The following is a 26905-nucleotide window of genomic DNA, read 5'->3' as shown; positions in this document are numbered from 1 at the left end:
TCCTTCCTTGTCGAACGAGCTCGATCTCCAGGTACTCGACCCGGCCACCGAGGAGGTCCTCGCCACCGTCCCCGCCGCCACCGCGGCCGACGTGGACGCCGCCGTCGTACGCGCCGCGCGGGCCCAGGCGAAGTGGGCGGCCCTCCCGCCCGCCGACCGCGCCCGCCTGCTGCGCCGCTTCGCGGCCGCCGTCGACGGACACCTGGAGGAACTCGCCCGGCTGGAGGTGCGCGAGGCCGGGCACACGGTCGGCAACGCGCGCTGGGAGGCGGGCAACGTCCGAGACCTGCTCGACTACGCGGCCGGGGGAGTGGAGCGGCTCACCGGCCGCCAGATCCCGGTTCAGGGCGGCCTCGACGTGACCATCCTCGAACCGCTCGGCGTCGTGGGCGTCATCGCGCCCTGGAACTTCCCGATGCCGATCGCCGCCTGGGGCACCGCCCCGGCGCTCGCGGCCGGGAACGCGGTCATCCTCAAGCCCGCCGAGACGACCCCCCTGACGGCGCTCCGGCTGGCCGAGCTGGCTCTGGAGGCCGGCCTGCCCGAGGGGCTCTTCCAGGTGCTCCCCGGCCACGGCCCGGTCGCGGGCAACGCGCTCGTCGAGCACCCCGGCGTCGCGAAGATCGTGTTCACCGGGTCAACGGCCGTGGGCAAACAGGTGTTGGCGAAGGGCTCGGCCCTGCTCAAGCGCGTCACCCTCGAACTCGGCGGCAAGAGCCCCAACATCGTCTTCGCCGACGCGGACATCGAGGCCGCCGCCGCAGCGGCTCCGATGGCCTTCCTCGACAACTCGGGCCAGGACTGCTGTGCCCGCACCCGCATCCTCGTCCAGCGCTCCGCCTACGACCGCTTCGTCGACCTCCTCGCCCCGGCGATCGAGTCCGTCGTCGTCGGCGACCCCTCCGACGAGCAGACGCAGATGGGCCCGCTGATCTCCCGGGTGCAGTTGGAGCGCGTGCGCTCGTACGTCCCCGCCGACGCCCCCGGTATCCGCGGCAAGGCCCCCGAAGGCCCCGGCTTCTGGTTCCCGCCCACCGTCCTCACCGGCGTCGAGCCCCACGCGCGGGTGGCCGTCGAGGAGGTCTTCGGCCCCGTCGCCGTCGTCCTGCCCTTCGAGGACGAGGCGGACGCGATCCGGCTCGCCAACGCCACCGAGTACGGCCTCTCCGGCTCCATCTGGACCCGTGACGTCGGCCGCGCCCTGCGCGTCTCGGGGGCCGTCCGCGCCGGGAACCTGTCCGTCAACTCCCACTCCAGTGTCCGCTACTGGACCCCCTTCGGCGGCTTCAAGCAGTCGGGGATCGGCCGCGAACTCGGCCCGGACGCGCTCACCGCCTTCACCGAAACCAAGAACGTCTTCATCAGCACGGAGGGCCCCGCACAGTGACCGAAGCCACCGCAGGCACCGCAGGCACCGAAGCCACCGCGGACGCCGAAGGAATCATCTGCCGCCGCCTCGTCGGCCGTACCGCCGTCATCACCGGCGCCGGCAGCGGCATCGGTCTCGCCACCGCCCGTCGGCTCGCCTCCGAGGGCGCCCACGTCGTCTGCGGCGACGTCGACGACGCCCGCGGCAAGGCCGCAGCCGACGAGGTCGGCGGGATCTTCGTCAAGGTCGACGTCACCGACCCCGAGCAGGTCGAGGCGCTCTTCAAGACGGCGTTCGACACCTACGGCTCCGTCGACATCGCCTTCAACAACGCGGGCATCTCACCGCCCGACGACGACTCCATCCTGGAAACCGGCCTGGAGGCATGGAAGCGCGTCCAGGAGGTCAACCTCACCTCCGTCTACCTGTGCTGCAAGGCCGCGATCCCCTACATGCGGCGCCAGGGCAAGGGCTCCATCATCAACACGGCGTCCTTCGTGGCCCGGATGGGCGCGGCCACCTCGCAGATCTCGTACACGGCCTCCAAGGGCGGTGTGCTGGCCATGTCCCGTGAACTGGGCGTCCAGTTCGCCCGCGAGGGCATCCGCGTCAACGCCCTGTGCCCGGGACCGGTCAACACCCCGCTGCTCCAGGAACTGTTCGCCAAGGACCCCGAGCGGGCCGCACGCCGGCTCGTCCACATCCCCGTCGGCCGGTTCGCCGAGGCCGAGGAGATCGCCGCGGCGGTCGCCTTCCTCGCCAGCGACGACTCCTCCTTCGTGAACGCCTCCGACTTCCTGGTGGACGGGGGGATCTCGGGCGCGTACGTCACACCCCTGTAGATCGCCCCGGTGTATGCACGTTCCATGCGATATCGATCCGTTCGTGTCACTTCCGCGTGGGCCCTGGTCGCGGCCGCCACCCTGGCGGCCGCGCCACCCGCCGCCTCCGGCACCCGTCCCGACTGCCCGCGGCTTTCCGCGCGTTGGTACGGCGACAACCGCGCCCACCTGCAACAGGTGATCGACGAGCGAGGCACCTGCGCCGGGCCGATCCCCCCGGCGGGCCGCCCGGTCGCCGCCTTCGACTGGGACAACACCGTCACCAAGAACGACGTCACCGACGTCACCCTCGTCTGGGCCCTGGGACACGACAAGATCCTGCGCCCCGCGCACTGGCGGGACACCAGCCGGTGGCTCACGGACGCGGCGGACCGGGCACTGACCGCCGCCTGCGGCACCACCACACCCGCGGGCGCACCCCTCCCCACCTCGACCGAGCCCCGCTGCGCCGACGAGATCCTCGAGATCCGCGAGAACGGCCGGACCATGAGCGGCGCCGCCGCCTTCGCCGGCACCTGGAACCACCGGCGCACCGTCCCCCAGTACGCCTGGGTGCCCCAGCTCTTCGCCGGACGCACCGTCGCCGAGCTGACCTCGTACGCCCGCGGCGCCCGTGCGCAGGCACTCACCGCGCCCCTCGGCTCGACGCGGACCCTGGGCACGCACACCGTCCCGGCGTACGTCCGCTACTACGACCAGCAGCGCGAGCTGATCCGTACCCTCCAGAGGGCCGGATTCGACGTCTACGTCGTCTCCGCGGGCGCCGAACCGGTCACCGAGGTCTGGTCGCGGGGGGTCGGCATCGACGCCCGGCACACGATCGCCATCCGGTCGGTCCTCGACCGGCGCGGCCGGATCACCACGTGGAACGAGGGCTGCGGCGGCGTGCCGGCGACCCGGGGCGAGGCCATCCCGTACGTCGACGGCAAGCGCTGCTGGATCAACCAGGAGATCTACGGCGTCCACGGCGCCGCGGCCTGGCAGCGGCAGGACCCGCGCCACCGCACCGCGCTCGCGGCCGGCGACGCCGACACCGATGTGACCTTCGTCGGGGACGCCACCGGAGCCCACCTCGTCCTCAACCGCAACAAGAGCGAACTCATGTGCCGCGCGTACGACGACGCCGACGGCCGCTGGGTGATCAACCCGATGTTCATCGAGCCGCTGCCGCGCAGGCCCGAGCCGTATCCGTGCGCGACCAGCGCCTACCACGCGACCGGCGGGGGCGCGGAACCCGTCCTCAGGGACGACGGTTCGGTCGTACCCGACCAGATGGACACCGTGTACGGAACACCCGTGTACTGACGTTCGGGGCGCGCCCTAGAGTGCCGGAATGAGCATGACGCCTCCGCCCGGCTGGTACCGCGACCCCTCGCACCCGCTCGTCGAGCGCTGGTGGGACGGCACCGCCTGGACGGACCACCGGCGAGGACCCGAGGCACTCCAGGTGCCCCTGGCGCCGCCGCGACCCGTCGGCGGCGGCTCCCGCCGTGCCAAGGCCGTGGCGCTCGTCACCGCCGGAGTCGTCCTGGTCACCTCGATCGTCACGGGCGCCTTCGTGCTCGGCCGGGAGGGCGGCGGCGGGGGCACCGCGGCGACACGGACCACCCCGCCGGCCGCCCCCGGACAGACCGCCGGCTCCCCGGCCGGCCCGTCCTCCGGCGACCCGTCCGTCGTCGTGGACGAGCTCAACGGCATCGCCCTGCCGCTGTTCGACGGCTGGGTCCGCGCCCGGGACGTCGCCGAGGAGGACGTCATGATGACCACCCCCGGCACTTACGACTGCCCGGGCGACCCCGGCCTGTGCCGGCACGGGCGGGTCGTCTCGCGCACCGTCACCGCGAACGACGAGAGGTCCCCGAAGGCCCTCGCCGAGCACGACATCGCGGACGCCGCGAGCACCGCGTACGACCGCGACCTCCTCGACAACCGGCCCTTCCACGGCATCACGTCCCACCGGCAGCTGCGGGCGAGCCCGGTCGCCGTCGCCGGCAGCGTCGGATACCTCGTGCGCTGGCGGGTGAGGACGGGGGTGGGACCCGGCGGGTACGTCGAATCGCTGGCGTTCCCCTCCGGCGTGGGCTCACGGGCCCTCGTCATCGTCCGCTTCGTGTTCGACGCGGGTGCGGACGGGCCGCCGCTCACCGACATGGACCGGATCACCGAGGGAATCCGGCCGGTCGGCACGCGGTGAGCACCGGCCGGTGGGCACGAGGTGAGCCCGGCTACAGGAAGGTGTGGCCCTCTCCCCGGTACGTCGGGACGGTCGCCGTCACCGTGTCGCCCTCGACCAGGTGCAGCGCGTCGAACCGCTCGCACAGCTCCCCGGCCTTCGCGTGCCGGAACCACACCTTGTCGCCGATGAGCAGGTCGTCCGCGGGGGCGCCGAGCAGCGGCGTCTGCACCTCGCCGGGGCCCTCCTGGGGGTCGTAGCGCAGACCCTCCGGCAGGTGGGGGACCGGCAGCCGGTCGGGGCCCGGGGCGCCCGAGGCCGGGTAGCCGCCGCCGAGCACCGTGACGACCCCGACACCCGGCCTGCGTACCACCGGCTGCGCGAAGAGCGCGGCCGGACGCCCGCTGAACGACGTGTAGTTGTCGAAGAGCCGAGGCACGTACAGACCGGAGCCCGCCGCGATCTCGGTGACCGCGTCCTCGGCGGCCGTGTGCTGCACGCTGCCCGTCCCGCCGCCGTTGACGTACTCGAGGTCCGGCTCCACGGCCCGTACGGCACGGACCACCTCGGCGCGCCGCCGCGCGAGCTCCTTGCGGGCGGTGGCCTGCATGAGCCTGACCGCACGCGACCGCAAGGGCCGCCCCGCGACGGCGTCACCGACACCCGCCACATGCCCCTCGTACGCCATGATCCCCACCAGCTTGAACCCGGGCCGGCGGACCACCGCGCGGGCCAGGTCGGCGACCTGGGCCGGCGAGTGCAGCGGCGAGCGCAGCGCCCCGACCCGCACCCGGCCGCCGAGCAGCTTGAGGGAGGTGTCCAACTCCAGGCAGACGCGCACCACTTCGGTGCCGTCCCGGCGGGCCTCGTCGATCAGGTGGAGCTGAGCGGGGTCGTCGACCATGACGGTGACGGCGGCGGCGAGCTTGGGGTCGGAGGTCAGCTCGGCGAAGCCCCGGGTGTCCGCCGAGGGGTAGGCGAGCAGGATGTCGTCGAAGCCGGAACGGGCCAGCCAGATCGACTCGGCCAGGGTGAAGGACATGATCCCCGCGAAACCGTCCCGCTCCAGGACGCGCTCGAGCAGGGCGCGGCAGCGCACCGACTTGCTGGCGACCCGGATCGGCTTGCCGCCTGCCCTGCGGACGAGATCGTCCGCGTTCGCGTCGAAGGCCTCCAGATCCACGATCGCCAGAGGGGCGTCGAGATGAGCTGTGGCCCGGTCGTAGCGGGCCCGGTCTGCGGCGCGGGCAGTCATGCCCGAAGCCTGCCAGACTCGATTACCGCAGGGTAGGGGGACGTTCCGGGCAGATGCCCCGGGCGCGCGGACTGGTTCCCTCCCTGCCCACGTCAACCCGTAGAGTGACGCGCACGCAGGGAGGAACGACCTTGTCCGGGCGGGTCGTGCCCGGGATGACGGTCCGTCGGCACGGGTATGGGTGCTCGTGACGGGTGAGTCGCCGAGGTGGTTTCTTCCGTACACGTGAGCGGCCCGGCGGATTCCGGGCCGGGTCGGTAGCCCGGGTACGAGGAAACGGGGGGTGCATGAGCACGGAAGCGCGCCGCGCCTCCATCCCGCCACGCCCGGCCACCCCACCCCGCCCGGCACAGCCACCGGAAGAGTCCCCCGAGGGGACAGTCTCCCCCGAGGCGGCAGCGTCTCCCGCGCAGGACACCCCACCGCCTCCCACGGAGGGCCGCACCGGCTCCACGCCCTCCCGCCCGGCGAGCCCACCACGGCCCGAACAGGCCCCGACGAGCGGGGAGCGCCTGCCGTCCGGCCGGGCGACCCCGCCGCGGCCCGCACCGTCTCCGGCGAGCGGAGAGAGCGTGCCCTCCTGGTCGCCGACCCCGCCGCGGCCTGAACGGTCTCCGAGGGGCGAGGGCGGTGTGCCGTCCCGTGCGGTGACCGCACCGAGGCCGGAGATGTCTCCCGGCCGTGGGAATCCGGTGCCCCCGCAGAGGTTCGAAGCGCCGCCCGCGGAGGGTGTCACGCCGCCGCGTCCGGCGACCCCGCCGCGACCCGAGCAGTCCCCTGTGGGTGGGGACGCGGTGCCGCCCCGCCCGAAGTACCTGCCCTCGGGCGCCACTTGGCGGCCGCGTCCGGCGGAGCCGCCCGTGGGCGGCGAGCCCTGGTCGCTGCCGAGCCCGCAGGAACCGCCCGCGGCCACCGTCCCGGGGCCCCGCCGGACGGACCCGTCCGTGGTGGGCGAGTCCTGGACGCTCCCCGACTCCGGGGACCTGCCCGCGACAGGCGCCCCGCGCCGCCCGGCGGAGCGGCCCACCACGGCTGACGCCCCCGCCGCGCGCGCACCCCGGCAGAGCCGCCCGTCCCCGGCGGACGACGCCATGACGCCGCCCCGCGCGGGCGCCGCCTCCCCGTCACCCGGTCCGTCCACCGCCGGGACACCGCGGTCGGGCGGCGAGTCCCGTACCCCGTCGTCGCCCGATACCGCCGGCGCGCCCCGCGCGGGCGGTGGTTCCCGACGGCCGGTGTCGGCAGGTTCCTCCGCGGACGCGGCGTCGCGCCCAGGCGCGGACGCGGTCTCGCGCAAAGGCGAGGCGCCCGACACCTCCGGCGATGTCATGGCGCGCCCGGCCGGCGGCGGTACCCGGGCGGGGCGCCCCTTCCGGCTCTCGCACGATCCGAAACCGTCGGAGGGGTCGTCCTCCGCCGGTACGGCGTCCCCACCGGCGCCGGGTGCCACCGGCACCTCTGAGCCCCCGCGCCACGAGCCGACGCACCCCCGCTTCCCCGGCCGGCGCACCACCCCCGCGTCCCCGCCCCCGCCCCCGGCCTCCGCCCGCTTTCCCGACGCCCCGCCGGCCGGTCGGCAGCCCGGCGTGCCGCACCCCGGCCCGACCCGGCGGACCCCCGTACCCGAGGACGGGATCACGGAGACGACCACGCGGTTGCGCCCCGTCCCCGCGGAGCGGCCCGTCGAAACGTCCGCCCCCGCGAGCCCGGCCCCCGGCACGGCACGCCCGTACATCTCGTTCGCGGAGCCCGAGACCTACGACGACACCACGCGCCCGCGCCACGTCGGCGCGCGCACCCGGCCCCGGGCGGCGGCGGCCGCTGCCTGCGTCGTGCTGGGCCTCGGCCTCATCGGCGGCGCGGCGGCCGGAAGCTGGCTGACCGGCGACGGCACGGGCACGGGCGGTGCGCGCAGCGCCTTCGTGGCGGCCGGAAGCCTGTGGCACAGCGTGCCCGTGGACCAGCTCTTCCCGCCCACCGTGCAGGGCCGGGGCGCGGGCCCCGGCGGCGCCGACCGCACCTGGACCCGACTCGCCGTCGCCCCGGACAGCGGCTGCGCGAACGCCTTCGATCCGCTCCTGAGCAAGGCGCTCGCCCCGGCCGGCTGTCTGCGGCTGCTGCGGGCCACGTACACGGACGCGACCCGCAGTCAGGTCACCACCGTGGGCCTGCTGTTCACCAAGGCGGACCCGGCGGCCATGACCGCGCTGAAGAACCGTTTCCAGCAGGAAGGCCTCGACCGGCGCACGGATCTGATGCCCCGTCCGTACGCCGCCAAGGGCACCGTCGCCGCCGGGTTCGGCGACGCCCAGCGCGCGTCCTGGACGGTGTCGGTGCTCACCGACGCGCCCGTCGTCGTCTACGCCGTCTCCGGATTCGCCGACGCCCGTATCGTCACCGCCCCGCAGCCCGCCGCGGACGCCATCAAGCCCGGTGCGACCACGGCCCCGGCCCAGGCGGGCCTGGGCCACGACGCACAGGGCCTCGCCGACCGCATCGAGCGCGGTCTGCGCAAAACCGTCGGCTCGGCCACGGAGAAGCCGTCATGACCCGTAAGGCCACCACCCGCAGGGCCACCCACCAGACCACCTCCAAGGCATCCCGCAGGGCCACTCAGCGGGCCGGAGCCCTGAGCGTCCTGCTGGCCGCCTCCCTCGCCCTGCTCCCGTCCACCGCCGCGCACGCCGACGGCATACGCGCCCAGCAGTGGGCCCTCGACGCGATGCACACCCAGCAGGCCTGGCGCACCACGAAGGGCCAGGGCATCACGGTCGCGGTCCTCGACACGGGCGTCGACGACCAGCATCCGGACCTGGCCGGCAACGTCCTCACCGGAAAGGACATGGTCGGCTTCGGGGCGCAGCGCGGTGACCGCGCATGGGCCCGGCACGGCACCGCGATGGCAGGGATCATCGCCGGTCACGGGCACGGCGTCGGCAACGGCGACGGAGTCCTGGGCATCGCCCCCGAGGCGAAGATCCTCCCCGTCCGCGTCATCCTCGAAGACGGCGACTCGGCCCGTACGAGGGCCCGCAACACCCGTGGCAACGCCCTCGCCGAGGGCATCCGCTGGGCCACCGACCAGGGCGCCGACGTCATCAACCTCTCCCTCGGCGACGACTCCAAGTCCGCCCATCCCGAGCCCGCGGAGGACGCCGCCGTCCAGTACGCCCTGAAGAAGGGCGCGGTCGTCGTCGCCTCGGCAGGCAACGGCGGTGAGAAGGGCGACCACATCTCGTACCCGGCGGCCTACCCGGGCGTGATCGCGGCCACGGCCGTCGACCAGAACGGCACCCACGCCTCGTTCTCCACCCGCCGCTGGTACGCCACCGTCAGCGCCCCCGGCGTCGACGTCGTCATCGCCGACCCGGACGACAAGTACTACGAGGGCTGGGGCACCAGCGCCGCCTCCGCGTTCGTCTCCGGCGCGGTCGCGCTCATCAAGGCGGCCCACCCGGGCCTGTCCCCGGCGCAGATCAAGAAGCTCCTGGAGGACACCGCCCGCAACGCCCCCAGCGGCGGGCGCGACGACTCCCGCGGCTTCGGGTTCATCGACCCCGCGGCGGCCATCAAGGCCGCCGGCCGCCTCAAGCCGGAGCGTACCCACGCGGCGGCGTACGGCAAGAAGTACTTCGGTACGGGCCCCGACGCCGCCCCGGACGACAACCAGGCGTCCGGCTGGGTGGGCCCGGCGGCGGGCGGCGTGGGCGTGCTCCTGCTGGCCGCGTCGGTACTCCTGTGGCGAGGCCGCAGGTTCTCAGCGCAGGACGCGTCGGGCGACCTGCCCCTTTAGGGGCGCGGGGCTGTGACATGTGCGGCTCCGCCGCGTGGGCGCGCCCAGCCACGACGCACCCGCGCCCGAACGGACAACCCGACGTCACGCCGCACTGAACGCGGCCACCGCCGCCTTCGCCGCCGCCTCCACGAGTGAGATCCCCTTGGCCTTGGTCGTGTTGCCGTTCGACAGCGTCGCCACCAGGTACTCGTCCCCGTCGACAGTGACCCGGCCGATGCTGTTGATGTCCCACAGCCCGGTCGAACTCCGCGCCAGCCACCCGTTCTTGAGGGCCCACCGCGTGCCGTCGGCCGCCGCCGACACACCCCAGTGCTGATCGGCGGCGATCTCGCCCATCAGCCCCTGGAGGTACGTGCGCGAGGCCTCGCCGAGTTCGGAGTCGTCCCCGAACACCTGCTGGAGCAGGGTGAGTTGGTCGGCCGCCGTGGTCTGGGTCAGCCCCCACAGCGCACCGTCCCCGCCGGAGGTACCGGTCAGCCCGAACCGCTCGTTCGCGGCGTCGAGGCCGTCCGCCTGCCCGATGATGTCCCACAGCGCGGACGCGGACGCGTTGTCACTGTTCGTGATCATCGCGGTGGCGTACGTCTTCTCCGCCGCCGTCAGATGCCGGTCCGCGTCCTGCGCCTGGAGCAGCAGCGTCGCGAGGATGTCGACCTTGACGATGCTGGCCGTGTCGAAGGCCCCCTCGCCGTAGGCGGCGCCCTCGCCGGAGTCGATGTCGAACACCGCGACCGAGACCGCCGCGCCGTTCTCCAACGCCACGGCCTTCATCGCCTCGGCGAGCAGGGCGTCCCGGTCCACCGTGGGCTCCGTCACAGGTTCCACCGATGCCTCCTGGCTGGGGGACGACGACGCGGCCGACGCCGAGGACGACGTACCCGGCGATGCCGAGGGGGAGGATACGAGGCTCCCGCGGTCGTGCGCCTGTGCCTTCACGTACACGGCACCCGCCGCCGTCCCGCCCACGAGGACGGCGCAAGCCACCACGGTGTGGACGAGGGTCCTGCGTCCGGAGCGGCGGATGCGACGCCGACGAGCTCTGTGAGGGGCCATCCCGCGATGCTCGGGGCGGTGCCTGTGCCCGGCGTTAGACGCATGTTAGAGGTGTGTCAGCGAAAGCTGAGAATCCCGTGAAAGCTGTCAACGCCAGGTTTCAGGGCCCGCACAAGCCCAGCAGCATCCCCCCGATAGGGTCGGGGACCGTGGCGAACAAGAACATTCCCGACTCCGGCTTCCCCGACGACGACGGCTCCGCCGATCCCCGGCTGAGCGCGGCACTCGCGGCCTGGGCCGAGGACCGCACCGCCGTGGGGCCGGTCCTGGAGGCGCTCAAGGGCGCCCGGCTCCTCGTGCCCGTCGTGGCCGTCCTCGGTGAGGTCGAGGAGGACGAGAACGGGCTGCGTCACGAGAAGACCAGCGACATGGCGGTGCCCACCCTGAAGGCCGGCCACCGCACGGCCCTGCCCGCCTTCACCTCCACCGAGTCGCTGGCCCGCTGGGACCCGGCGGCCCGCCCCGTCGCCGTACCCCTGCACCAGGCCCTGCAGGCCGCCGCGCACGAGAAGGCCGACACGGTCGTCCTCGACCTGGCCGGTCCGGTGCCGTACGAACTGACCGGCTCGGCGCTGCTCGCCCTCGCCGAGGGGCGTACGACGGCGGACCCGCTCGCCGATCCCGCCGTGGTCGAGGCGGTACGCGCCGCCGTGGCCGCCGAGCCCGCCGTACTCCGCGCCCACCTGGGCCCCGGCCAGGCCGACGGCACGCTCGCGCTGGTACTGGACCCGACCGCGGCCCCGGCCGAGGCCGCCCGCGCGCTCGCCGGGCGGCTCGCCGCCGACGAAACACTGAGGGCCCGCCTGGTGCGCGGTCTCGACCTGGCACTGCTGCCGGCCGGGACGACGCCACCGGGCGAGCCCTTGTTCGTACGTCAGTAGAAAGCGGGAGCGGGAGAGGAACCAAGGCCTCTCCGGCGGATCAGGTCCTAGCCGTAGATCGGGCCCGTGTACTTCTCGCCCGGGCCCTGGCCCGGCTCGTCCGGGACGATCGACGCCTCGCGGAACGCCAGCTGCAGCGACTTCAGGCCGTCGCGCAGCGGGGACGCGTGGAAGGAGCTGATCTCGGTCGCGCTCGCGTCCAGCAGTCCGGCCAGCGCGTGGATCAGCTTGCGCGCCTCGTCGAGGTCCTTGTACTTGTCGCCCTCCTCGGTCAGACCGAGCTTCACGGCGGCGGCGCTCATCAGGTTGACGGCGACCGTGACGAGGACCTCGACCGCGGGGACCTCGGCGATGTCGCGGGTCATGCTGTCGAAGTCGGGGTTCTGGGGAGGGGTGTCACTCATGTCCCACACGATAGGCCCCGGCACGTGGGCACCCGTCCGCGGGAGCGTGGAGGCGCTCGGTTAGCGCGGGCCCGGGGGAGCTGCTAACCTTGTGTAACGACCGGCCGGATGCGCCCAGACGTATGTCAGCGTGCTCGGCCCACAAGTGGAGGCTCCGATCTCCCACCCGACCGTCCTCAGGGATGGCGGGTCACCCGGTCAGGCGGCCACCACCGTTCCGTACGGACGGTGGAGTCGCCCGAATGTGCGCCCCGCGGTTCACCGCGGCGGTGCTCCGGTATTCCTTGGAGCCCCGCCTGTGTACCGTCCGGGGCATTTTTCATGCCCCGCGGTGGTTGGTCCAATGTCATCAGAGACATACGCGGCTGTCCGCCAGACCGCCGTGTGGTGCTACCGAGGAGGATCCATCAGCACCGAGCCCCGCATTAACGACCGGATTCGCGTTCCCGAGGTGCGACTTGTCGGTCCCAGCGGCGAGCAGGTCGGGATTGTTCCGCTTGCCAAGGCCCTGGAGCTTGCGCAGGAGTACGACCTCGACCTGGTCGAGGTGGCGGCGAGCGCGCGTCCGCCGGTCTGCAAGCTCATGGACTACGGGAAGTTCAAGTACGAGTCGGCCATGAAGGCCCGTGAGGCGCGCAAGAACCAGGCGCACACGGTCATCAAGGAAATGAAGCTCCGGCCGAAGATCGACCCGCACGACTATGACACCAAAAAGGGTCACGTCGTCCGGTTCCTCAAGCAGGGCGACAAGGTCAAGATCACGATCATGTTCCGCGGTCGCGAGCAGTCCCGGCCGGAGCTCGGCTACCGACTGCTGCAGCGTCTGGCTTCGGACGTCGAGGACCTCGGGTTCGTCGAGTCGAACCCGAAGCAGGACGGCCGAAACATGATCATGGTTCTCGGTCCGCACAAGAAGAAGACCGAGGCGATGGCCGAGGCCCGTGAGGCCCAGGCGGCTCGCAAGGCAGAAGCGAAGGCCAACCCCGGTCGCTCGCAGAACGCCGCCGACGGTGAGATCGCCGAGGGTGAGATCGCCGAGGGCGAGACCTCCGAGGCCGAGACCGCCGAGGCCCCGGCCGAGGCTTCCGCCGAGGCCTGATCCCAGGGTGAAGGCTCCGGGGAGTCCGGGACGACAGTCCACGGAGTCCACGGGACGTGAGTCCGGGGATGTCAATCGATACATACATGACGTTCCACCGTGCCCGGTTTAACGACCGGGCATCGGAACGCCACTGACGAGGAGAGAACGGCGCTATGCCGAAGAACAAGTCGCACAGCGGTGCCAGCAAGCGCTTCAAGATCACCGGCTCCGGCAAGGTGCTCCGTGAGCGCGCCGGCAAGCGCCACCTGCTCGAGCACAAGTCGTCGCGTCTGACGCGCCGCCTCACCGGCAACGCCGAGATGGCCCCGGGCGACGCCAAGAAGATCAAGAAGCTTCTCGGCAAGTGACGTCGGGCGCGCACCGCGCGTCCGACCTCCGACCGGGACCCAATCGATTTCGGGCCGTGTGACGACAACCACGGCCCCGCTACAAGGAGTTAAAAAGTGGCACGCGTCAAGCGGGCAGTCAACGCCCACAAGAAGCGCCGGGCGATCCTCGAGGCGGCCTCCGGCTACCGCGGTCAGCGTTCGCGCCTGTACCGCAAGGCCAAGGAGCAGGTCACCCACTCGCTGGTCTACAACTACAACGACCGCAAGAAGCGCAAGGGCGACTTCCGTCAGCTGTGGATCCAGCGCATCAACGCCGCTGCCCGCGCCAACGGCATCACGTACAACCGCTTCATTCAGGGTCTGAAGGCCGCGAACATCGAGGTCGACCGCAAGATCCTGGCCGAGCTGGCCGTGAACGACGCCGGCGCCTTCGCCGCGCTCGTCGAGGTCGCGCAGAAGGCGCTGCCGTCGGACGTCAACGCGCCGAAGGCCGCGTGACGCTCGCGCTCGCCTGAGCCGTACGTCGCTGTGGACCCGCTTGCCTCACGGCTTGCGGGTCCCGGCGCGTTTGGGCTCCGCCGGCCTGTCGTCGAGGCACGCTGCGCGTCGGCGATGTCGGTTCGGCACCGCCGGATTCCGCCGTCGCGGCTGAGCGCCGCGACGGCGGGAGAAGCGCCTGCGGCGCGGCATTCCCTGCCCGGATCGGCACCGAACGCCACGCATGACGTGCCGTGTCCGATGCCCCCCACCGGGCACACGAAGCCCACCCGCAACACCGAAGCCCTCCAGCCGACGACACCCAGCCGGTCGGGCCCGGGTCCGGCGGCGGGATTCCGTCCTGGCCTGGCGCCTGGCTCCGGCGGGGGTCGCCCAGCCGGTCGTCGGTTCCGGGTCCGGCGGCGGGGTTTCGTCTCGGCGGACGCGGCCTCCGGCGGGGACACCCAGCCGGTTGGTCCCGGAGCCGGCGGCGGGACTCTGTCCTGGCCGATGCCTGGCCTCCGGCGGGGTCGCCCGGCCGGTTGGCCCGGGTCTGCTGGTGGGGTTCCGTCCCGGCGGACGCTTGGCCTTCGGCGGGGTCGTCCAGCCGGTTGGTCGCCTGGCCTTCGGTTGGGATGCCCAGCCGGTTGGTTCTGGGTCTGGTGGTGGGGTTCCGTCTCGCGCCGATGCCCGGTCTCCGGTGGGACACCCAACCCGTCGGCCCCAGGTCCGGCGGCGGGGTTCCGTCTCGGCGGACATGGCCTCCGGCCTCCGGCGGGGGTGTCCAGCCTCTTCGTCTTCTCCGAGGGGACCCGGCCCCGCCCCATCCCAAGCCGAACCCTCCGCAACCCCCTGAGGTGACTTCATGCCCGCCGCCCCCGAGCTGATCTCCCCGCGCTCGCCGCGCGTAGCCGCCGCGCGGCGGCTCGCCCGGCGGAACTTCCGCGGCAAGGAGCGGTTGTTCCTCGCCGAGGGACCGCAGGCCGTGCGCGAGGCGGCGGCGCACCGCGTCGACGAGGCGGCCACGCTCGTCGAACTGTTCGCGACCGTCGAGGCCGCGGAGCGCTACGCCGACATCGTCAGTGACGCCCGGGCCGCCGGAGCCCGGGTGCACCTCGCCGACGAGGAGGTGATCGCCGACATCTCGACCACTGTCACTCCCCAGGGGCTCGTCGGTATCTGCCGGTTCCTCGACACCCCGTTCGAGGAGATCCTCGCGGCCCGCCCCAAGCTCGTCGCCGTACTCGCACACGTCCGCGACCCCGGGAACGCCGGCACGGTGCTGCGGTGCGCCGACGCCGCCGGCGCCGAGGCCGTCGTACTCACCGACGCGTCCGTCGATCTGTACAACCCCAAGGCCGTACGGGCCTCGGTCGGTTCCCTCTTTCACCTGCCGGTGGCCGTCGGTGTGCCCGTGGAGGCAGCCGTGCAGGGCCTCAAGGACGCCGGCGTACGGATCCTCGCCGCCGACGGCGCGGGCGAGGACGACCTCGACGACGAGCTCGACAAGGGGACCATGGGCGGCCCCACCGCCTGGGTGTTCGGCAACGAGGCATGGGGGCTCCCGGAGGAGACGCGCGCGCTGGCGGACGCCGTCGTGCGCGTACCGATCCACGGAAAGGCCGAGAGCCTGAACCTCGCGACGGCCGCCGCCGTATGTCTCTACGCGTCCGCCCGTGCACAGCGCGCCTCCGGAGGGTGCCGCTCCGTCACCGACAGCTAGTAGGGTGACGGGCTCGGGGGCCCACTGCGCCAGACGAGAGGTGGGGTACGGGGATGGGTGTCGGCACGAGCGGTGCGAAGAGCGCACCGCGCGCACGGGACGTGCGTGACACACCCGCGCCCCCGCGCGCCGGTCAGCACGACGATCGGCTCGATGCCGATCACGACACCAGTCACGACACCGGTCACGACACCGGTCACGACACCGATCATGACGCCGATCACGGTGCCGGTCCCCGGTCGGATCCGGGGAACGAACTCGGTATCGACCCCGACGACCTGCCCGACGGACTCGTCATCGCCGACGAGAACGGCCGGGTCATCCGCTTCAACGCCGCCGCCGCCCGCATCACCGCCGTCCCCGCCGCCGCGGCCCTCGGACGCCACCTGGAGTCGGCCCTTCCCCTGGAAGACCTCGAAGGCCGTCGCTGGTGGCAGCTGACCGACCCCTACGGCGGCCTCGCGATCCGCGTCGGACAGCCCGAGCGGAATCTGCTGCTCCCCGGAGGACGCGAGGTGCTCGTCTCCGCGCGCTACGTACGCACCGCGCCCACCGGGCCCGTCCGCCGCGTCGTCGTCTCGCTGCGCGACACCGAGGCCCGCCGCCGCACCGAGCGCAGTCACGCCGAGCTGATCGCCACGGTCGCCCACGAGCTGCGCTCCCCGCTCACCTCGGTCAAGGGCTTCACCGCCACCCTGCTCGCCAAGTGGGAACGCTTCACCGACGACCAGAAGAAACTCATGCTGGAGACCGTCGACGCCGACGCCAACCGCGTCACCCGGCTCATCGCCGAACTGCTCGACATCTCCCGCATCGACTCCGGCCGGCTGGAAGTGCGCCGCCAGCCCGTCGACATCGGTGCCGCCGTCGGCCGCCACATCCAGGCGTACGTCACCTCGGGCCAGCCCGCCGACCGCTTCCTGCTGCGCATCGAACAGCCCCTGCCGCCGCTGTGGGCCGACCCGGACAAGATCGACCAGGTGCTGAGCAACCTGCTCGAAAACGCGGTGCGGCACGGCGAGGGAACCGTCACTATTGACGTCACGCCCTCGGTGTCCCCGCGTGAGCGCGAGGACGGCGAGAACGCGGCCACGTCGGTCACCGTGAGCGACGAGGGCACCGGCATCCCGGAGGAGTCCATGAACCGCGTCTTCACCCGCTTCTGGCGGGGCAGCAAGCGCGGCGGCACGGGCCTCGGGCTGTACATCGTCAAGGGCATCGTCGAGGCCCACGGCGGCACCATCACGGTCGGCCGCGCCCCCGGCGGGGGTGCCGAGTTCCGATTTACGTTGCCCGTGGGCACCCCGGCGTACCTGCTGTAACGCCGAAGAGGCCCCACGGGCGCGGTCGTACCGGAGCCACCCCTCGGACTGCGCGTCCGAGGTCGGCTCCCACCCCGTTAGACTCGGCCTTTGGCACCTTTGCGTCCCCGTTTCAGGGACGATGCGTCCCCCGAGTCGGGACGGGGACCATCCGCCAGCCAACCGGAAGCACGGGAAGAGATGTCGGCACCGAATAAGTCGTACGACCCTGTAGAGGTCGAGGCCTTGAAACCGGAAGAGATCGAGCGCATGCGGGACGAGGCGCTTGCCGCCTTCGCCGCCGCCGGCGACCTCGACGCGCTCCAGGAGGCCAAGGTCGCCCACACCGGCGGCACCTCGCCGCTGGCCCTCGCCAACCGCGAGATCGGCGCCCTGCCCCCGCACGCCAAGGCCGCCGCGGGCAAGCTGGTCGGCCAGGCCCGGGGCGCGGTGAACAAGGCCCTCGGCGCCCGCCAGGGTGAACTGGAGGCCGAGCGCGACGCCCGGGTGCTGGTCGAGGAGGCGGTGGACGTCACGCTGCCGTACGACCGCGTACCGGCGGGCGCCCGCCACCCGCTGACCACCATGATGGAGCGCGTCGCCGACGTCTTCGTGTCCATGGGATACGAGATCGCCGAGGGCCCCGAGGTCGAGGCGGAGTGGTTCAACTTCGACGCCCTGAACTTCACGCCCGACCACCCGGCCCGGCAGATGCAGGACACCTTCTTCGTCGAGGGCCCGACAGGCGACCACGGCGAGTCCGGTGTCGTGCTGCGCACCCACACCTCGCCCGTGCAGGCCCGCGCCATGCTGGACCGCGAGCCGCCTGTCTACGTCGTCTGCCCCGGCCGGGTGTTCCGTACGGACGAGCTGGACGCCACGCACACCCCGGTCTTCCACCAGATCGAGCTCCTCGCCGTCGACGAAGGCCTGACCATGGCCGACCTCAAGGGCACCCTCGACCACATGGTCCAGTCGCTCTTCGGCGCCGACATGAAGACCCGGCTGCGCCCGAACTACTTCCCCTTCACCGAGCCGTCCGCCGAGATGGACATGCTCTGCTACGTCTGCAAGGGCGAGTCCGTCGGCAACCCCGACCGCCCCTGCCGGACCTGCTCCTCCGAGGGCTGGATCGAGCTGGGCGGCTGCGGCATGGTCAACCCGCGGGTGCTGGTCGCCTGTGGCGTCGACCCGGAGAAGTACAGCGGATTCGCCTTCGGGTTCGGCATCGAGCGGATGCTGATGTTCCGCCACAACGTCGAAGACATGCGAGACATGGTCGAGGGTGACGTCCGGTTCACCCGGCCGTTCGGGATGGAGATCTGATGCGGGTCCCGCTTTCTTGGCTGCGGGAGTACGTCGACCTGCCGGCGACGGAGACCGGCCGCGACGTCCAGGCCAAGCTCATTTCGGCAGGCCTCGAGGTCGAGACCGTCGAGCAGCTCGGCGCCGACCTCAAGGGTCCCCTGGTCGTCGGCCAGGTGCGGTCCATCGAGGAGCTGGAGGGCTTCAAGAAGCCCATCCGCTTCTGCCTCGTGGACGTCGGCACCGCCAACGGCACGGGTGAGCTCCAGGAGATCGTCTGCGGCGCCCGCAACTTCGCCGTCGGCGACAAGGTCGTCGTGGTCCTGCCCGGCGCCGTGCTGCCCGGCAACTTCGCGATCGCCGCACGCCAGACGTACGGCAAGACCTCGCACGGCATGATCTGCTCCGGTGACGAGCTGGGCATGGGCGACGACGGCAGCGGCGGCATCATCGTCCTGCCGCCGGAGGTCGAGGTCGCCACCGACGCGATCGAGCTGCTCCAGCTCGTCGACGAGGTCCTCGACATCGCCGTCACGCCCGACCGCGGCTACGCCCTGTCGATGCGCGGTGTGGCCCGCGAGGCCGCCATCGCCTACGGCCTGCCGCTGCTCGACCCCGCGCTGCTCGACGTACCGGCCCCGAACGCGTTCGGCTACCCGGTGCGGGTCTCCGACCCGATGGGCTGCGACCGCTTCACCGCGCGGACGGTGACGGGCCTCGACCCCGAGACCCTCTCGCCGATCTGGCTGCGCCGCCGCCTCCAGAAGGCGGGCATGCGCCCGATCTCGCTCGCCGTCGACATCACCAACTACGTGATGCTGGAGCTCGGCCAGCCCCTGCACGCCTACGACCGCACCCGCGTCCAGGGCGCGATCGGTGTGCGCCGGGCCGAGCAGGGCGAGAAGCTCACCACCCTCGACGGCGTCACGCGCACGCTGGACGCCGAGGACCTGGTCATCACCGACGACCGCGGCCCCATCGGCCTCGCGGGCGTCATGGGCGGCGCGAACACGGAGATCGACGACACCGAGGGCACCACCACCGAGGTCGTCATCGAGGCCGCGCACTTCGACGCGCTCTCGATCGCGCGCACGGCCCGCCGTCACAAGCTGGCCTCCGAGGCGTCCAAGCGCTTCGAGCGCGGCGTCGACCCGCAGGCCGCCTCCGCCGCCGCCCAGCGCACGGTCGACCTCCTCGTCCTCCTCGCCGGCGGCACCGCCGACGCCGGGGTCACCGAGGTCATCGCGCCCTCCGCGCCGCACAGCATCACCATCCCGGCGAACCACCCGGACAAGGTGGCCGGTGTCGACTACGGCCGTGAGACCGTCGTCCGCCGCCTCCAGCAGGTCGGCTGCGACGTTTACGGACAGGACGAGCTGATCGTCACCGTGCCGTCCTGGCGGCCCGACCTGACGGACCCGAACGACCTGGCCGAAGAGGTCATCCGGCTCGAGGGCTACGAGAACCTGCCCTCGACCCTGCCGAAGCCCCCCGCGGGCCTGGGCCTGACCGGCCGGCAGCGGCTGCACCGCCGGATCGGCCGCGTGCTGGCCGGCGCCGGATACGTCGAGGCGCTGAACTACCCGTTCATCGGCGAGCACGTCTTCGACCAGCTCGGCCTGGCCGCCGACGACCCGAAGCGCAAGGTCGTCAAGCTGGTCAATCCGCTCTCCGACGAGGAGCCCGCTCTCCGTACGACGCTGCTGCCGGGCCTGCTGCACGCCCTGCGCCGCAACGACGGCCGCGGCAGCCACGACCTGGCGCTCTTCGAGACCGGTCTCGTCTTCCAGCCGCAGGACGAACTGCGCGTCGCGGGCCGCCTGCCCGTCGACCGCCGTCCCACCGACGAGGAGATCGCGTCCCTCACGGCCGCGCTCCCCGTCCAGCCCCGGCACGCCGCCGTCGTCCTCGCGGGCGCCCGCGAGCAGGCCGGCTGGTGGGGCAAGGGCCGCCCGGCCGACTGGGCCGACGCGATCGAGGCCGCGCGCTCGCTGGCCCGCGAGGCGGGGACCGAACTCCTCGTCCGTGCCGGGCAGTACGGGCCGTGGCACCCGGGTCGCTGCGCCGAACTGGCCGTCGTCGTCGACGGCCAGGAGAAGGTCATCGGGCACGCCGGTGAGCTGCACCCCGGTGTCCTGAAGACCCTGGGTCTGCCCGCGCGCACCTGCGCGATGGAGCTCGACCTGGACGCGCTGGAGCAGGCGAGCGCGGGCCTCCCCAAGGGCCCGAAGATCTCGACCTTCCCCGTCGCCACCCAGGACGTGGCTCTGGTCGTCGACAAGACCGTCCCGCACGTGGACGTGGAGGCGGCGCTGCGCGAGGGCGCGGGTGAACTCCTGGAGTCCATCCGCCTGTTCGACGTCTACGAGAACGGTGAGCAGCTCGGCGAGGGCAAGAAGTCCCTGGCCTACGCGCTGCGGTTCCGCGCCGACGACCGCACGCTGACCGTCGACGAGGCCTCCGCGGCGCGTGACGTCGCGGTGGCGCTCGCGGGTGAGCGGACCGGGGCGGTGCTTCGGGGCTAGCTCCGCTGGTCGTACCGGGGAACTGCGGGTCGTCTTTCGGCTGCGTGTGATGCGTGGCTGGGCGCGCAGTTCCCCGCGCCCTTTTCGGGGCGCTTTCCCCTGGCCGACCTGCATAAATGCAGACGTCCGAGGTTGTGTCACTCATTCGGGTGGCAAGTCGGGGCGATCTGGCCCGATCGGGGCATGCGGTCGACAGAATCGGACCGGCCTCTTGAAGGTCGTCTGCGCTGTCAGGGCCTATTGGGGGGCCAATCGGCATGATCCGTATCAAGGCTGGGGCTCCCCGCAGGGCGACGTCCCGGACGAATTCGCGGGGGCCGGCCCGGGCGGGCCTCCGGGCGCGGCACCGGGGGAGTGGTCTGCGGGCCGGGCTCGTCCGGGCGGTGAGCCGGGGCGGACCGCGCGTGCGACCGGCCCGGACGGTCCACGGTGGCGGTCCGCCGGACGGCCTCGACCGGACGGTGCGCCGGGCCGAACGGCGGACCCTGCGGCGGGTACTGAGCCTGGGGCCGCCCACCGCCTGGGGCGCGATCGCCATCACGTACAAAATGACCTGCCCGCTCGCCCAGCGGGACGGCCTCGAGGCGCGGATCGTCACCAGCGCCGTCTTCTGTCGGCGACGGGTGAATCGTGACCCTCTGACGGCGGATCAAAACTGACCCACTTCGTGGTCTTCTGACCAACCTGATCTTGATCGAAGGTCAGGAGAAGAGGGTGATTTCCGTGGAGGACTGGGCAGAGATCCGCAGGCTGCACCGGGCCGAGCAGATGCCGATCCGGGCGATCGCCCGGCAGCTGGGCATCTCGAAGAACACCGTGAAGCGGGCGCTGGCCACGGACCGTCCGCCGGTCTACTCCCGGCCGGCCAAGGGCTCGGCGGTCGACGCGGTCGAGCCGCAGATCCGGGAACTGCTGAAGCAGACCCCGACGATGCCGGCGACGGTGATCGCCGAGCGGATCGGCTGGGAACGCGGGATGACCGTCCTCAAGGAACGCGTGCGTGAGCTGCGGCCCGCCTATCTGCCCGTCGATCCGGTCTCGCGCACCACGTATCAGCCCGGCGAGCTGGCGCAGTGTGACCTGTGGTTCCCGCCGGCCGATATCCCGCTCGGTTACGGGCAGTCCGGCCGTCCGCCGGTGCTCGTGATGGTCTCGGGCTACTCGCGGATCATTGCCGCGCGGATGCTGCCCACCCGCACCACCGGCGACCTGATCGACGGGCACTGGAAGCTGCTGACCGGCTGGAATGCGGTTCCGCGGATGCTCGTCTGGGACAACGAGGCCGGTATCGGCCGCGGCAAGGTGACCGGCGACTTCGCTGCGTTCGCGGGCCTGCTTGCCACCCGGATCTACCTCTGCAGACCCCGTGATCCGGAGGCGAAGGGGCTGGTTGAGAGGGCCAACGGTTACCTGGAGACCAGCTTCCTGCCGGGCCGCACCTTCACCGGATCCGAGGACTTCAACACCCAGCTGACCGCCTGGCTGGCCATCGCCAACCGGCGCCAGCACCGCATCCTGGGCGCCCGGCCGGTCGACCGGTGGGAGGCTGACCGGGCCCAGATGCTCACTTTGCCGCCGGTCGATCCGCCGCGCTGGTGGCGCTTTGCCACCCGCATCGGCCGCGACCACTACGTCCGCGTCGACACCTGCGACTACTCCGTGCACCCCCTGGCCATCGGCAAGAAAGTCCAGGTCCGCACCGACACCGACGAGGTCGTCGTGACCCTGACGCCCGGCGGGGCGGAAGTCGCCCGCCATCCGCGGTGCTGGGCCAAGCAGCAGACCATCACCGACCCGGTCCATGCCCGCGCCGCCGCCCTCCTGCGCGGCGACTACCGCCACCACCAAGCCTCCCGGGCTCTGGCCGCCCGCCAGCAGAACACCGCCACCGCGGCCGATCTCGTCGAGGTCGAACAACGCCAACTCGACGCTTATGACCGCATGTTCACCCTCATCGAGGGCGGCGGCGGACAGGACGAGCCGGAGGTCTCCTGATGCCTGCCACCGCCAAGACCGCCGCCCCGGCGGGGCCCAGAACCGGCCGCCAGACCACCGCTGACCTGTCCTTCCTGGCCCGGGCGATGAAAGCCCCGGCCCTGCTGGACGCCGCTGAGCGGCTGGCCGAACGCGCCTTGAAGGAGACCTGGACTCACACCGAGTTCCTCGTCGCCTGCCTCCAGCGGGAGGTCTCCGCCCGTGAGTCCCACGGCGGCGAGGCCCGCATCCGCTCCGCCCGCTTCCCGGCGATCAAGACGGTCGAGGAACTCGACGTCACCCATCTGCGCGGCATAACGCGCCAACAACTCGCGCATCTGGGCACGTTGGACTTCATCGCCGCCAAGGAGAACGCCGTCTTCCTGGGGCCGCCGGGGACCGGAAAGACACACCTGGCGATCGGGCTCGCGGTCCGCGCCTGCCAGGCCGGCCACCGGGTCGCGTTCGCCACCGCCGCCGAGTGGGTCGACCGCCTGGCCGCCGCCCACCACACCGGACGCCTCCAGGCCGAGCTCACCAAACTGTCCCGCTATCCGCTGATCGTGGTCGACGAGGTCGGCTACATCCCCTTCGAATCCGAGGCCGCGAACCTGTTCTTCCAGCTGGTCTCCAACAGATACGAGAGAGCAAGCGTGATCGTCACGAGCAACAAACCCTTCGGACGCTGGGGCGAGGTCTTCGGCGACGAGACCGTGGCCGCCGCCGTGATCGACCGCCTCGTCCACCACGCCGAGGTCCACTCCCTCAAAGGCGACTCCTACCGCATGCGCGGACGCCAACTCGGACGCGTCCCCACCGCCACACACGACACCGACTGAACACCGGCAACCCAGACCCGGTGGGTCAGAACTCGACCGCCCAAACCGGGTCAGGATTCAACCGCCGCCGACATCTTCTTCGCCGTCGGCACCGGGCTGATCCTCCACGTCAGACGGGCGCTGCTGCGGGAGCTGAGGCAGATCCGCAAGGTCGCGGGCGCCGCCCAGAGCGTGCTGCTGCGACCGCTGCCGCCACGCATCGACGGCCTCAACATCGCCGCGGCCCAGCTCTCCGCCGACCACGGCGCGAACATCGGCGGTGACCTGTACGAGGTGATCGCCACCGAGCACGGTGTACGGGTCGTCATGGGCGACGTGCGTGGACACGGCCTCGGCGCCATCGGAACCGCCGCCGCCGTCCTCGGCAGCTTCCGCGAGGCCGTGCACGACGAACCCGAACTCGCCTGTGTGCTCCGGCGGCTGGAACGCGCCCTGGCCCGGCACCTGCGCGAGCGGGCGCGCGCCGAACACCCCTCGGCGGGCCCGGACCCCGACAGCCCGGTCGCCGAGGAGTTCGTCACCGTACTGCTCCTGGAGATCCGCCGTGACGGCGAGGTGTACGCCCTCAACTGCGGTCACCCGTCGCCGTACCGACTCGGCACCGGTCGGGTGGAAGCACTCACGGGAGCCGAACCGCTGCCCCCGCTCGGCCCGTTCCCGCTCCCCGCCGAACTGGCGGCCACCCGGTGCGGCCGACTCCTCCCCGGCGAGTCCCTGTTCCTGCACACCGACGGAGTGGAGGACGCCCGCGACCCCCAGGGCCGCTTCTTCCCCCTGCCCGCCACGCTCGCCGAGGCCGTCCGTACCCAGCCCGTCTCCCCGCAGACCGTTCTCCGGGCGGTCTTCACCCGCCTGTTGCGCCACACCGGTGGCAGACCGGCGGACGACGTGGCCGTACTGATCCTCCGCAACGACCGCAGCCGAGTCCCGACACAGCAGGGCTGCACCGTTGCCCGGCACCTGGGGTGAATGCCGGCTCCAGCAGTGACCCCGCTCAACCGGCGGAGCCGAGCCGCCGCACTGTACGAGGGGGAGCCGGCGGCCCGGCCGGCCTCTTGCGAGGCATTTCAGTCAAGCGGCAAGGAACTCTGCGCGACAGCGTGCACACGGTACGGATACGGGCATTCGGTTCACACCCCGTGTGAAGGGGGACCCACAAGGACAGGGGACGGATTACTCTGACCGCACTGTCGCCACCGAGCCACCCGGGGGCCCGAATGCAGCCCAACACTCTGCTCGACGCGATACTCGACGAGGCCGGCATCTCGCACTCCGGACTCGCCGCGCATGTCAACCAGGCGGGGAGGGCACGCGGCCTCGCGCTCAGATACGAACACACGGCCGTGGCACGGTGGTTGAAGGGCCAGCGTCCGCGCGGCCAGGTGCCCGACCTGATCTGCGAAGTGCTCGCGGGGCGCCTGCACCGGCCCGTCACCCTGGACGACATCGGCCTCGGCGTGCCCGGCGAGCCGTCCGCCCCGCACGGCACCTCGCTCTCCGGTTTCGTGGAGCGCGCCACCGCCCTGTGGCGCTCCGACGAACAGCAGCGCCCGCACCTGCTCGGCGCCCCGGCCGTCACCGGAACCCCCGCCGTGATGCCGGTGTGGGAGTGGGAGAACCCGCCCGAGGACGTGGACGTCTCGCGCGGCGGCCGCCACCACGTGAGCATGGCCGACATCGAGATGCTGCGCGCGGCCCGCGCCCACTACGAGCAGATGTACCGCAAGGCGGGCGGGGTGGCGACCCGCAGCCGGATCGTCGGTTTCCTCAACGCCGAGACCGCGCCCCTGCTGCGCGGCAGTTATCCCGACGCCACCGGCCGCCAGCTCCACCGTGCGACGGGCGGCCTGGTCGCCATCGCGGGGATCTGCGCCTACGACTCCGACGCGCACGGGCTCGCCCAGCGCTACTTCCACCAGGCGCTGCGGCTGGCGAAGGCCAGCGGTGACCGGGGTCTTGGGGCGTACGTCATAGCGCTGCTGGTCAACCAGTCGCTGTTCATGCGCGAGCACCGGCAGGCCGTCGCCTTCGCGGAGGCCGCGCTGCGCGCCGCCGGACGGCACATCACCCCGGCGCTGGCCTCGGACCTCTACGCCATGCAGGCGAAGGCGTACGCACACCTCGGCGACGGCAGCAGCGCGCTGTCCTGCATCCGGCGTGCCGAACAGGCCGCCGAGCGCATCCGGCGCGGTTACGAACCGGACGAGACCGGCTATGTCCAGCCCGGTCTGGTCAACGTACAGGTGGCGGAGGCACTGCTGAGCCTCGGTGACCTGGTGGCCGCCGCGGCGCACGCCGAGGCCGCCGTCGACACTCCGGCGCACGACCGGGGGCGCGTGCACCGTCTCGCGATGCTCAGTCAGATCGAGCTGCGGCAGGGGAACGCCGACAAGGCGGTGGCCACCGCCGTCCAAATGGCCGAGCAGGCCCGGGGAATGGAGTCCCAGCGGCTGCGCGACAGACTGCGCGCGGTACGCGAACACCTGGTGCGCAGCGGCTGTGCGGGCACGGCCGAGGCCGCCGAACTCATCGACGGAGCACTGCGCGTACCGCTGTAGACCACCGAGTCCCGCCGCCGCACCGTGCACTGTGCGCTGCTGTGCGCCTGCTGTCAGCACGCTCCTGCTGCGATATTGCCATCTACTCGGCGGAAGGTGGCAGAACCGTGCAGTGGACGAAACAGAACGAACAAACTGTGTACGCAAACCGCTGGTTCAGCGTCAATCTCGCAGATGTCGAGCTGCCGGACGGTCGGCACCTCGATCACTTTTTGATACGGCTGCGTCCCGTGGCCGTGGCCACGGTGGTGAACGAGGCCAATGAGGTGCTGCTCCTGTGGCGGCACCGCTTCATCACCGACAGCTGGGGCTGGGAACTCGCGGCGGGCGTCGTCGAGGACGGCGAGGACATCGCCGTCGCGGCGGCCCGCGAACTCGAGGAGGAGACCGGCTGGCGACCGGGACCCCTGCGCCATCTGATGAGCGTCGAGCCCTCCAACGGGCTCACCGACGCCCGGCACCACATCTTCTGGGCCGACGAAGGCGCGTACATCGGACACCCCGTGGACGACTTCGAGTCCGACCGTCGGGAATGGGTTCCCCTCAAGCTCGTCCCCGACATGGTCGCCCGCGGCGAGGTCCCGGCCGCCAATATGGCTGCCGCGCTACTCCTCCTGCATCACCTCAGGCTCGGGCAGGACGCGTTGCCCCGATCCATCCCCCCACGGCGTCCTGAGCGTTAGCGCCCGAGAGCCTGCCAGACCGCCACGGCGAGTGCGCCCACGGCCGTGAGGGCCGCGATCGCGGGCAGTGGCCAGCGGGTGTGTTCCAGGGCGACGACCCGTGCGCTCAGGTCGTCGAGCTCCTTGGCGGTCTGTTCGGCGCGGTGACTGAGCAGGGCATGCCCTCCCTCGACGCGTGCGTATGCCACGTCGAGGCGACGGCGTAACTCTGCGAGTTCTCCATGGACCACGGGATGCTCCGGGTCGGCGGTCACGGGTCCGCTCCTTTCCGTAGTCGTCACATCCCTTGGATGCGCACGGAAAGTCAACTCGCCTG

General features: G+C 72.2%; 22 protein-coding genes and 2 pseudogenes. 20 read left to right on the top strand and 4 right to left on the bottom strand.

The features are described 5' to 3' along the window. The first annotated feature begins 7 nt into the window (after positions 1-7). The 4 genes from FNV62_RS13265 to FNV62_RS13250 are packed head-to-tail and all read left to right on the top strand — an operon-like array spanning position 8 to position 4405. Positions 8-1387 (top strand): aldehyde dehydrogenase family protein, encoded by a 1380-nt coding sequence (locus tag FNV62_RS13265; protein WP_143601110.1) that lies wholly within the window; start codon positions 8-10, stop codon positions 1385-1387. Continuing rightward, positions 1384-2211, top strand: coding sequence for a 3-oxoacyl-ACP reductase (locus tag FNV62_RS13260; RefSeq protein ID WP_060899209.1), 828 nt, complete (start codon positions 1384-1386; stop codon positions 2209-2211). The genes FNV62_RS13265 and FNV62_RS13260 overlap by 4 nt, the downstream gene beginning before the upstream one ends. Before the next feature lie 24 nt (positions 2212-2235). Beyond that, entirely contained in the window at positions 2236-3516 is a 1281-nt protein-coding gene (locus FNV62_RS13255; RefSeq protein ID WP_143612893.1) for a haloacid dehalogenase-like hydrolase, read from the top strand. A gap of 28 nt (positions 3517-3544) precedes the next feature. Then, positions 3545-4405, top strand: a complete 861-nt coding sequence (locus FNV62_RS13250; protein WP_143612892.1) for a DUF2510 domain-containing protein — start codon at positions 3545-3547, stop codon at positions 4403-4405. Between the two features lie 31 nt (positions 4406-4436). On the opposite strand, the gene FNV62_RS13245 is transcribed toward FNV62_RS13250, so the two are convergent. Beyond that, positions 4437-5639, bottom strand: a complete 1203-nt coding sequence (locus FNV62_RS13245) for an amino acid deaminase/aldolase (protein ID WP_054229983.1) — start codon at positions 5637-5639, stop codon at positions 4437-4439. 860 nt (positions 5640-6499) lie between these two features. Between FNV62_RS13245 and FNV62_RS55655 the strand changes: the two genes are divergently transcribed. Together FNV62_RS55655 and mycP are read left to right on the top strand one after the other, a co-directional pair. After that, positions 6500-8188: a hypothetical protein gene (locus tag FNV62_RS55655; RefSeq protein ID WP_225900251.1), complete on the top strand. Its 1689-nt coding sequence runs from the start codon at positions 6500-6502 to the stop codon at positions 8186-8188. Beyond that, on the top strand, positions 8185-9432 hold the full coding sequence (gene mycP, locus FNV62_RS13235) for a type VII secretion-associated serine protease mycosin (protein ID WP_144315246.1): 1248 nt from the start codon (positions 8185-8187) through the stop codon (positions 9430-9432). Before FNV62_RS55655 ends, mycP begins: the two co-directional genes overlap by 4 nt. 84 nt (positions 9433-9516) lie before the next feature. Here the strand turns inward: mycP and FNV62_RS13230 are convergent, their stop codons facing one another. Continuing rightward, positions 9517-10488 carry a serine hydrolase gene (locus FNV62_RS13230; protein ID WP_143612890.1) on the bottom strand — a complete coding sequence of 324 codons (972 nt, stop codon included), beginning with the start codon at positions 10486-10488 and terminating at the stop codon, positions 9517-9519. Positions 10489-10637: 149 nt separating this feature from the next. On the opposite strand from FNV62_RS13230, the gene FNV62_RS13225 reads away from it, so the two are divergent. Then, the gene (locus FNV62_RS13225; protein WP_097283958.1) at positions 10638-11369 is read left to right on the top strand and encodes an SseB family protein; all 732 of its coding nucleotides are present in this window, start codon (positions 10638-10640) and stop codon (positions 11367-11369) included. Positions 11370-11416: 47 nt separating this feature from the next. Here the strand turns inward: FNV62_RS13225 and FNV62_RS13220 are convergent, their stop codons facing one another. Beyond that, positions 11417-11773 carry a DUF1844 domain-containing protein gene (locus FNV62_RS13220; RefSeq protein WP_054236133.1) on the bottom strand — a complete coding sequence of 119 codons (357 nt, stop codon included), beginning with the start codon at positions 11771-11773 and terminating at the stop codon, positions 11417-11419. A gap of 382 nt (positions 11774-12155) precedes the next feature. Between FNV62_RS13220 and infC the strand changes: the two genes are divergently transcribed. The 13 genes and pseudogenes from infC to FNV62_RS13150 all read left to right on the top strand — a co-directional run bounded on the left by infC (position 12156) and on the right by FNV62_RS13150 (position 26589). Further along, the gene (gene infC / locus FNV62_RS13210) at positions 12156-12872 is read left to right on the top strand and encodes a translation initiation factor IF-3 (protein WP_217566505.1); all 717 of its coding nucleotides are present in this window, start codon (positions 12156-12158) and stop codon (positions 12870-12872) included. Positions 12873-13027: 155 nt separating this feature from the next. Continuing rightward, the gene (gene rpmI / locus FNV62_RS13205; RefSeq protein ID WP_003947156.1) at positions 13028-13222 is read left to right on the top strand and encodes a 50S ribosomal protein L35; all 195 of its coding nucleotides are present in this window, start codon (positions 13028-13030) and stop codon (positions 13220-13222) included. A 96-nt stretch (positions 13223-13318) separates the two neighbouring features. Then, positions 13319-13702 carry a 50S ribosomal protein L20 gene (gene rplT / locus FNV62_RS13200; protein WP_054236131.1) on the top strand — a complete coding sequence of 128 codons (384 nt, stop codon included), beginning with the start codon at positions 13319-13321 and terminating at the stop codon, positions 13700-13702. An 844-nt stretch (positions 13703-14546) separates the two neighbouring features. Next, positions 14547-15404 (top strand): TrmH family RNA methyltransferase, encoded by an 858-nt coding sequence (locus FNV62_RS13195; protein ID WP_143612889.1) that lies wholly within the window; start codon positions 14547-14549, stop codon positions 15402-15404. A gap of 53 nt (positions 15405-15457) precedes the next feature. After that, on the top strand, positions 15458-16726 hold the full coding sequence (locus FNV62_RS13190) for an ATP-binding protein (RefSeq protein WP_186003069.1): 1269 nt from the start codon (positions 15458-15460) through the stop codon (positions 16724-16726). Positions 16727-16906: 180 nt separating this feature from the next. Continuing rightward, positions 16907-18031, top strand: coding sequence for a phenylalanine--tRNA ligase subunit alpha (pheS, locus tag FNV62_RS13185; protein WP_054236128.1), 1125 nt, complete (start codon positions 16907-16909; stop codon positions 18029-18031). Further along, complete coding sequence (gene pheT, locus FNV62_RS13180) at positions 18031-20535, top strand: phenylalanine--tRNA ligase subunit beta (protein WP_097283955.1); 2505 nt, start codon at positions 18031-18033, stop codon at positions 20533-20535. Before pheS ends, pheT begins: the two co-directional genes overlap by 1 nt. A 257-nt stretch (positions 20536-20792) precedes the next feature. Then, a pseudogene (locus tag FNV62_RS57995) lies at positions 20793-21146 on the top strand (hypothetical protein); the annotation flags it as partial. Positions 21147-21249: 103 nt separating this feature from the next. After that, complete coding sequence (gene istA / locus FNV62_RS13170; protein WP_143613979.1) at positions 21250-22530, top strand: IS21 family transposase; 1281 nt, start codon at positions 21250-21252, stop codon at positions 22528-22530. Then, positions 22530-23348 (top strand): IS21-like element helper ATPase IstB, encoded by an 819-nt coding sequence (gene istB / locus FNV62_RS13165; protein WP_144315245.1) that lies wholly within the window; start codon positions 22530-22532, stop codon positions 23346-23348. Before istA ends, istB begins: the two co-directional genes overlap by 1 nt. Positions 23349-23420: 72 nt before the next feature. Next, positions 23421-24317 (top strand): annotated as a pseudogene (locus FNV62_RS13160) (PP2C family protein-serine/threonine phosphatase); the annotation flags it as partial. Between the two features lie 248 nt (positions 24318-24565). After that, the gene (locus FNV62_RS13155; RefSeq protein ID WP_054236126.1) at positions 24566-25906 is read left to right on the top strand and encodes a hypothetical protein; all 1341 of its coding nucleotides are present in this window, start codon (positions 24566-24568) and stop codon (positions 25904-25906) included. Between the two features lie 107 nt (positions 25907-26013). Further along, positions 26014-26589: an NUDIX hydrolase gene (locus FNV62_RS13150; RefSeq protein WP_067365642.1), complete on the top strand. Its 576-nt coding sequence runs from the start codon at positions 26014-26016 to the stop codon at positions 26587-26589. On the opposite strand, the gene FNV62_RS13145 is transcribed toward FNV62_RS13150, so the two are convergent. Then, positions 26586-26843, bottom strand: a complete 258-nt coding sequence (locus FNV62_RS13145) for a hypothetical protein (protein ID WP_054236124.1) — start codon at positions 26841-26843, stop codon at positions 26586-26588. The two genes, FNV62_RS13150 and FNV62_RS13145, sit on opposite strands and share 4 nt — an antisense overlap. Positions 26844-26905: the final 62 nt, after the last annotated feature.

It is taken from the genome of Streptomyces sp. RLB3-17 (assembly GCF_007113425.2).
Classification (GTDB): domain Bacteria; phylum Actinomycetota; class Actinomycetes; order Streptomycetales; family Streptomycetaceae; genus Streptomyces; species Streptomyces mirabilis_D.
The sequence above is the reverse complement of the archived record's forward strand: the minus strand, read 5'-3'. Positions and strand labels throughout refer to the sequence as shown.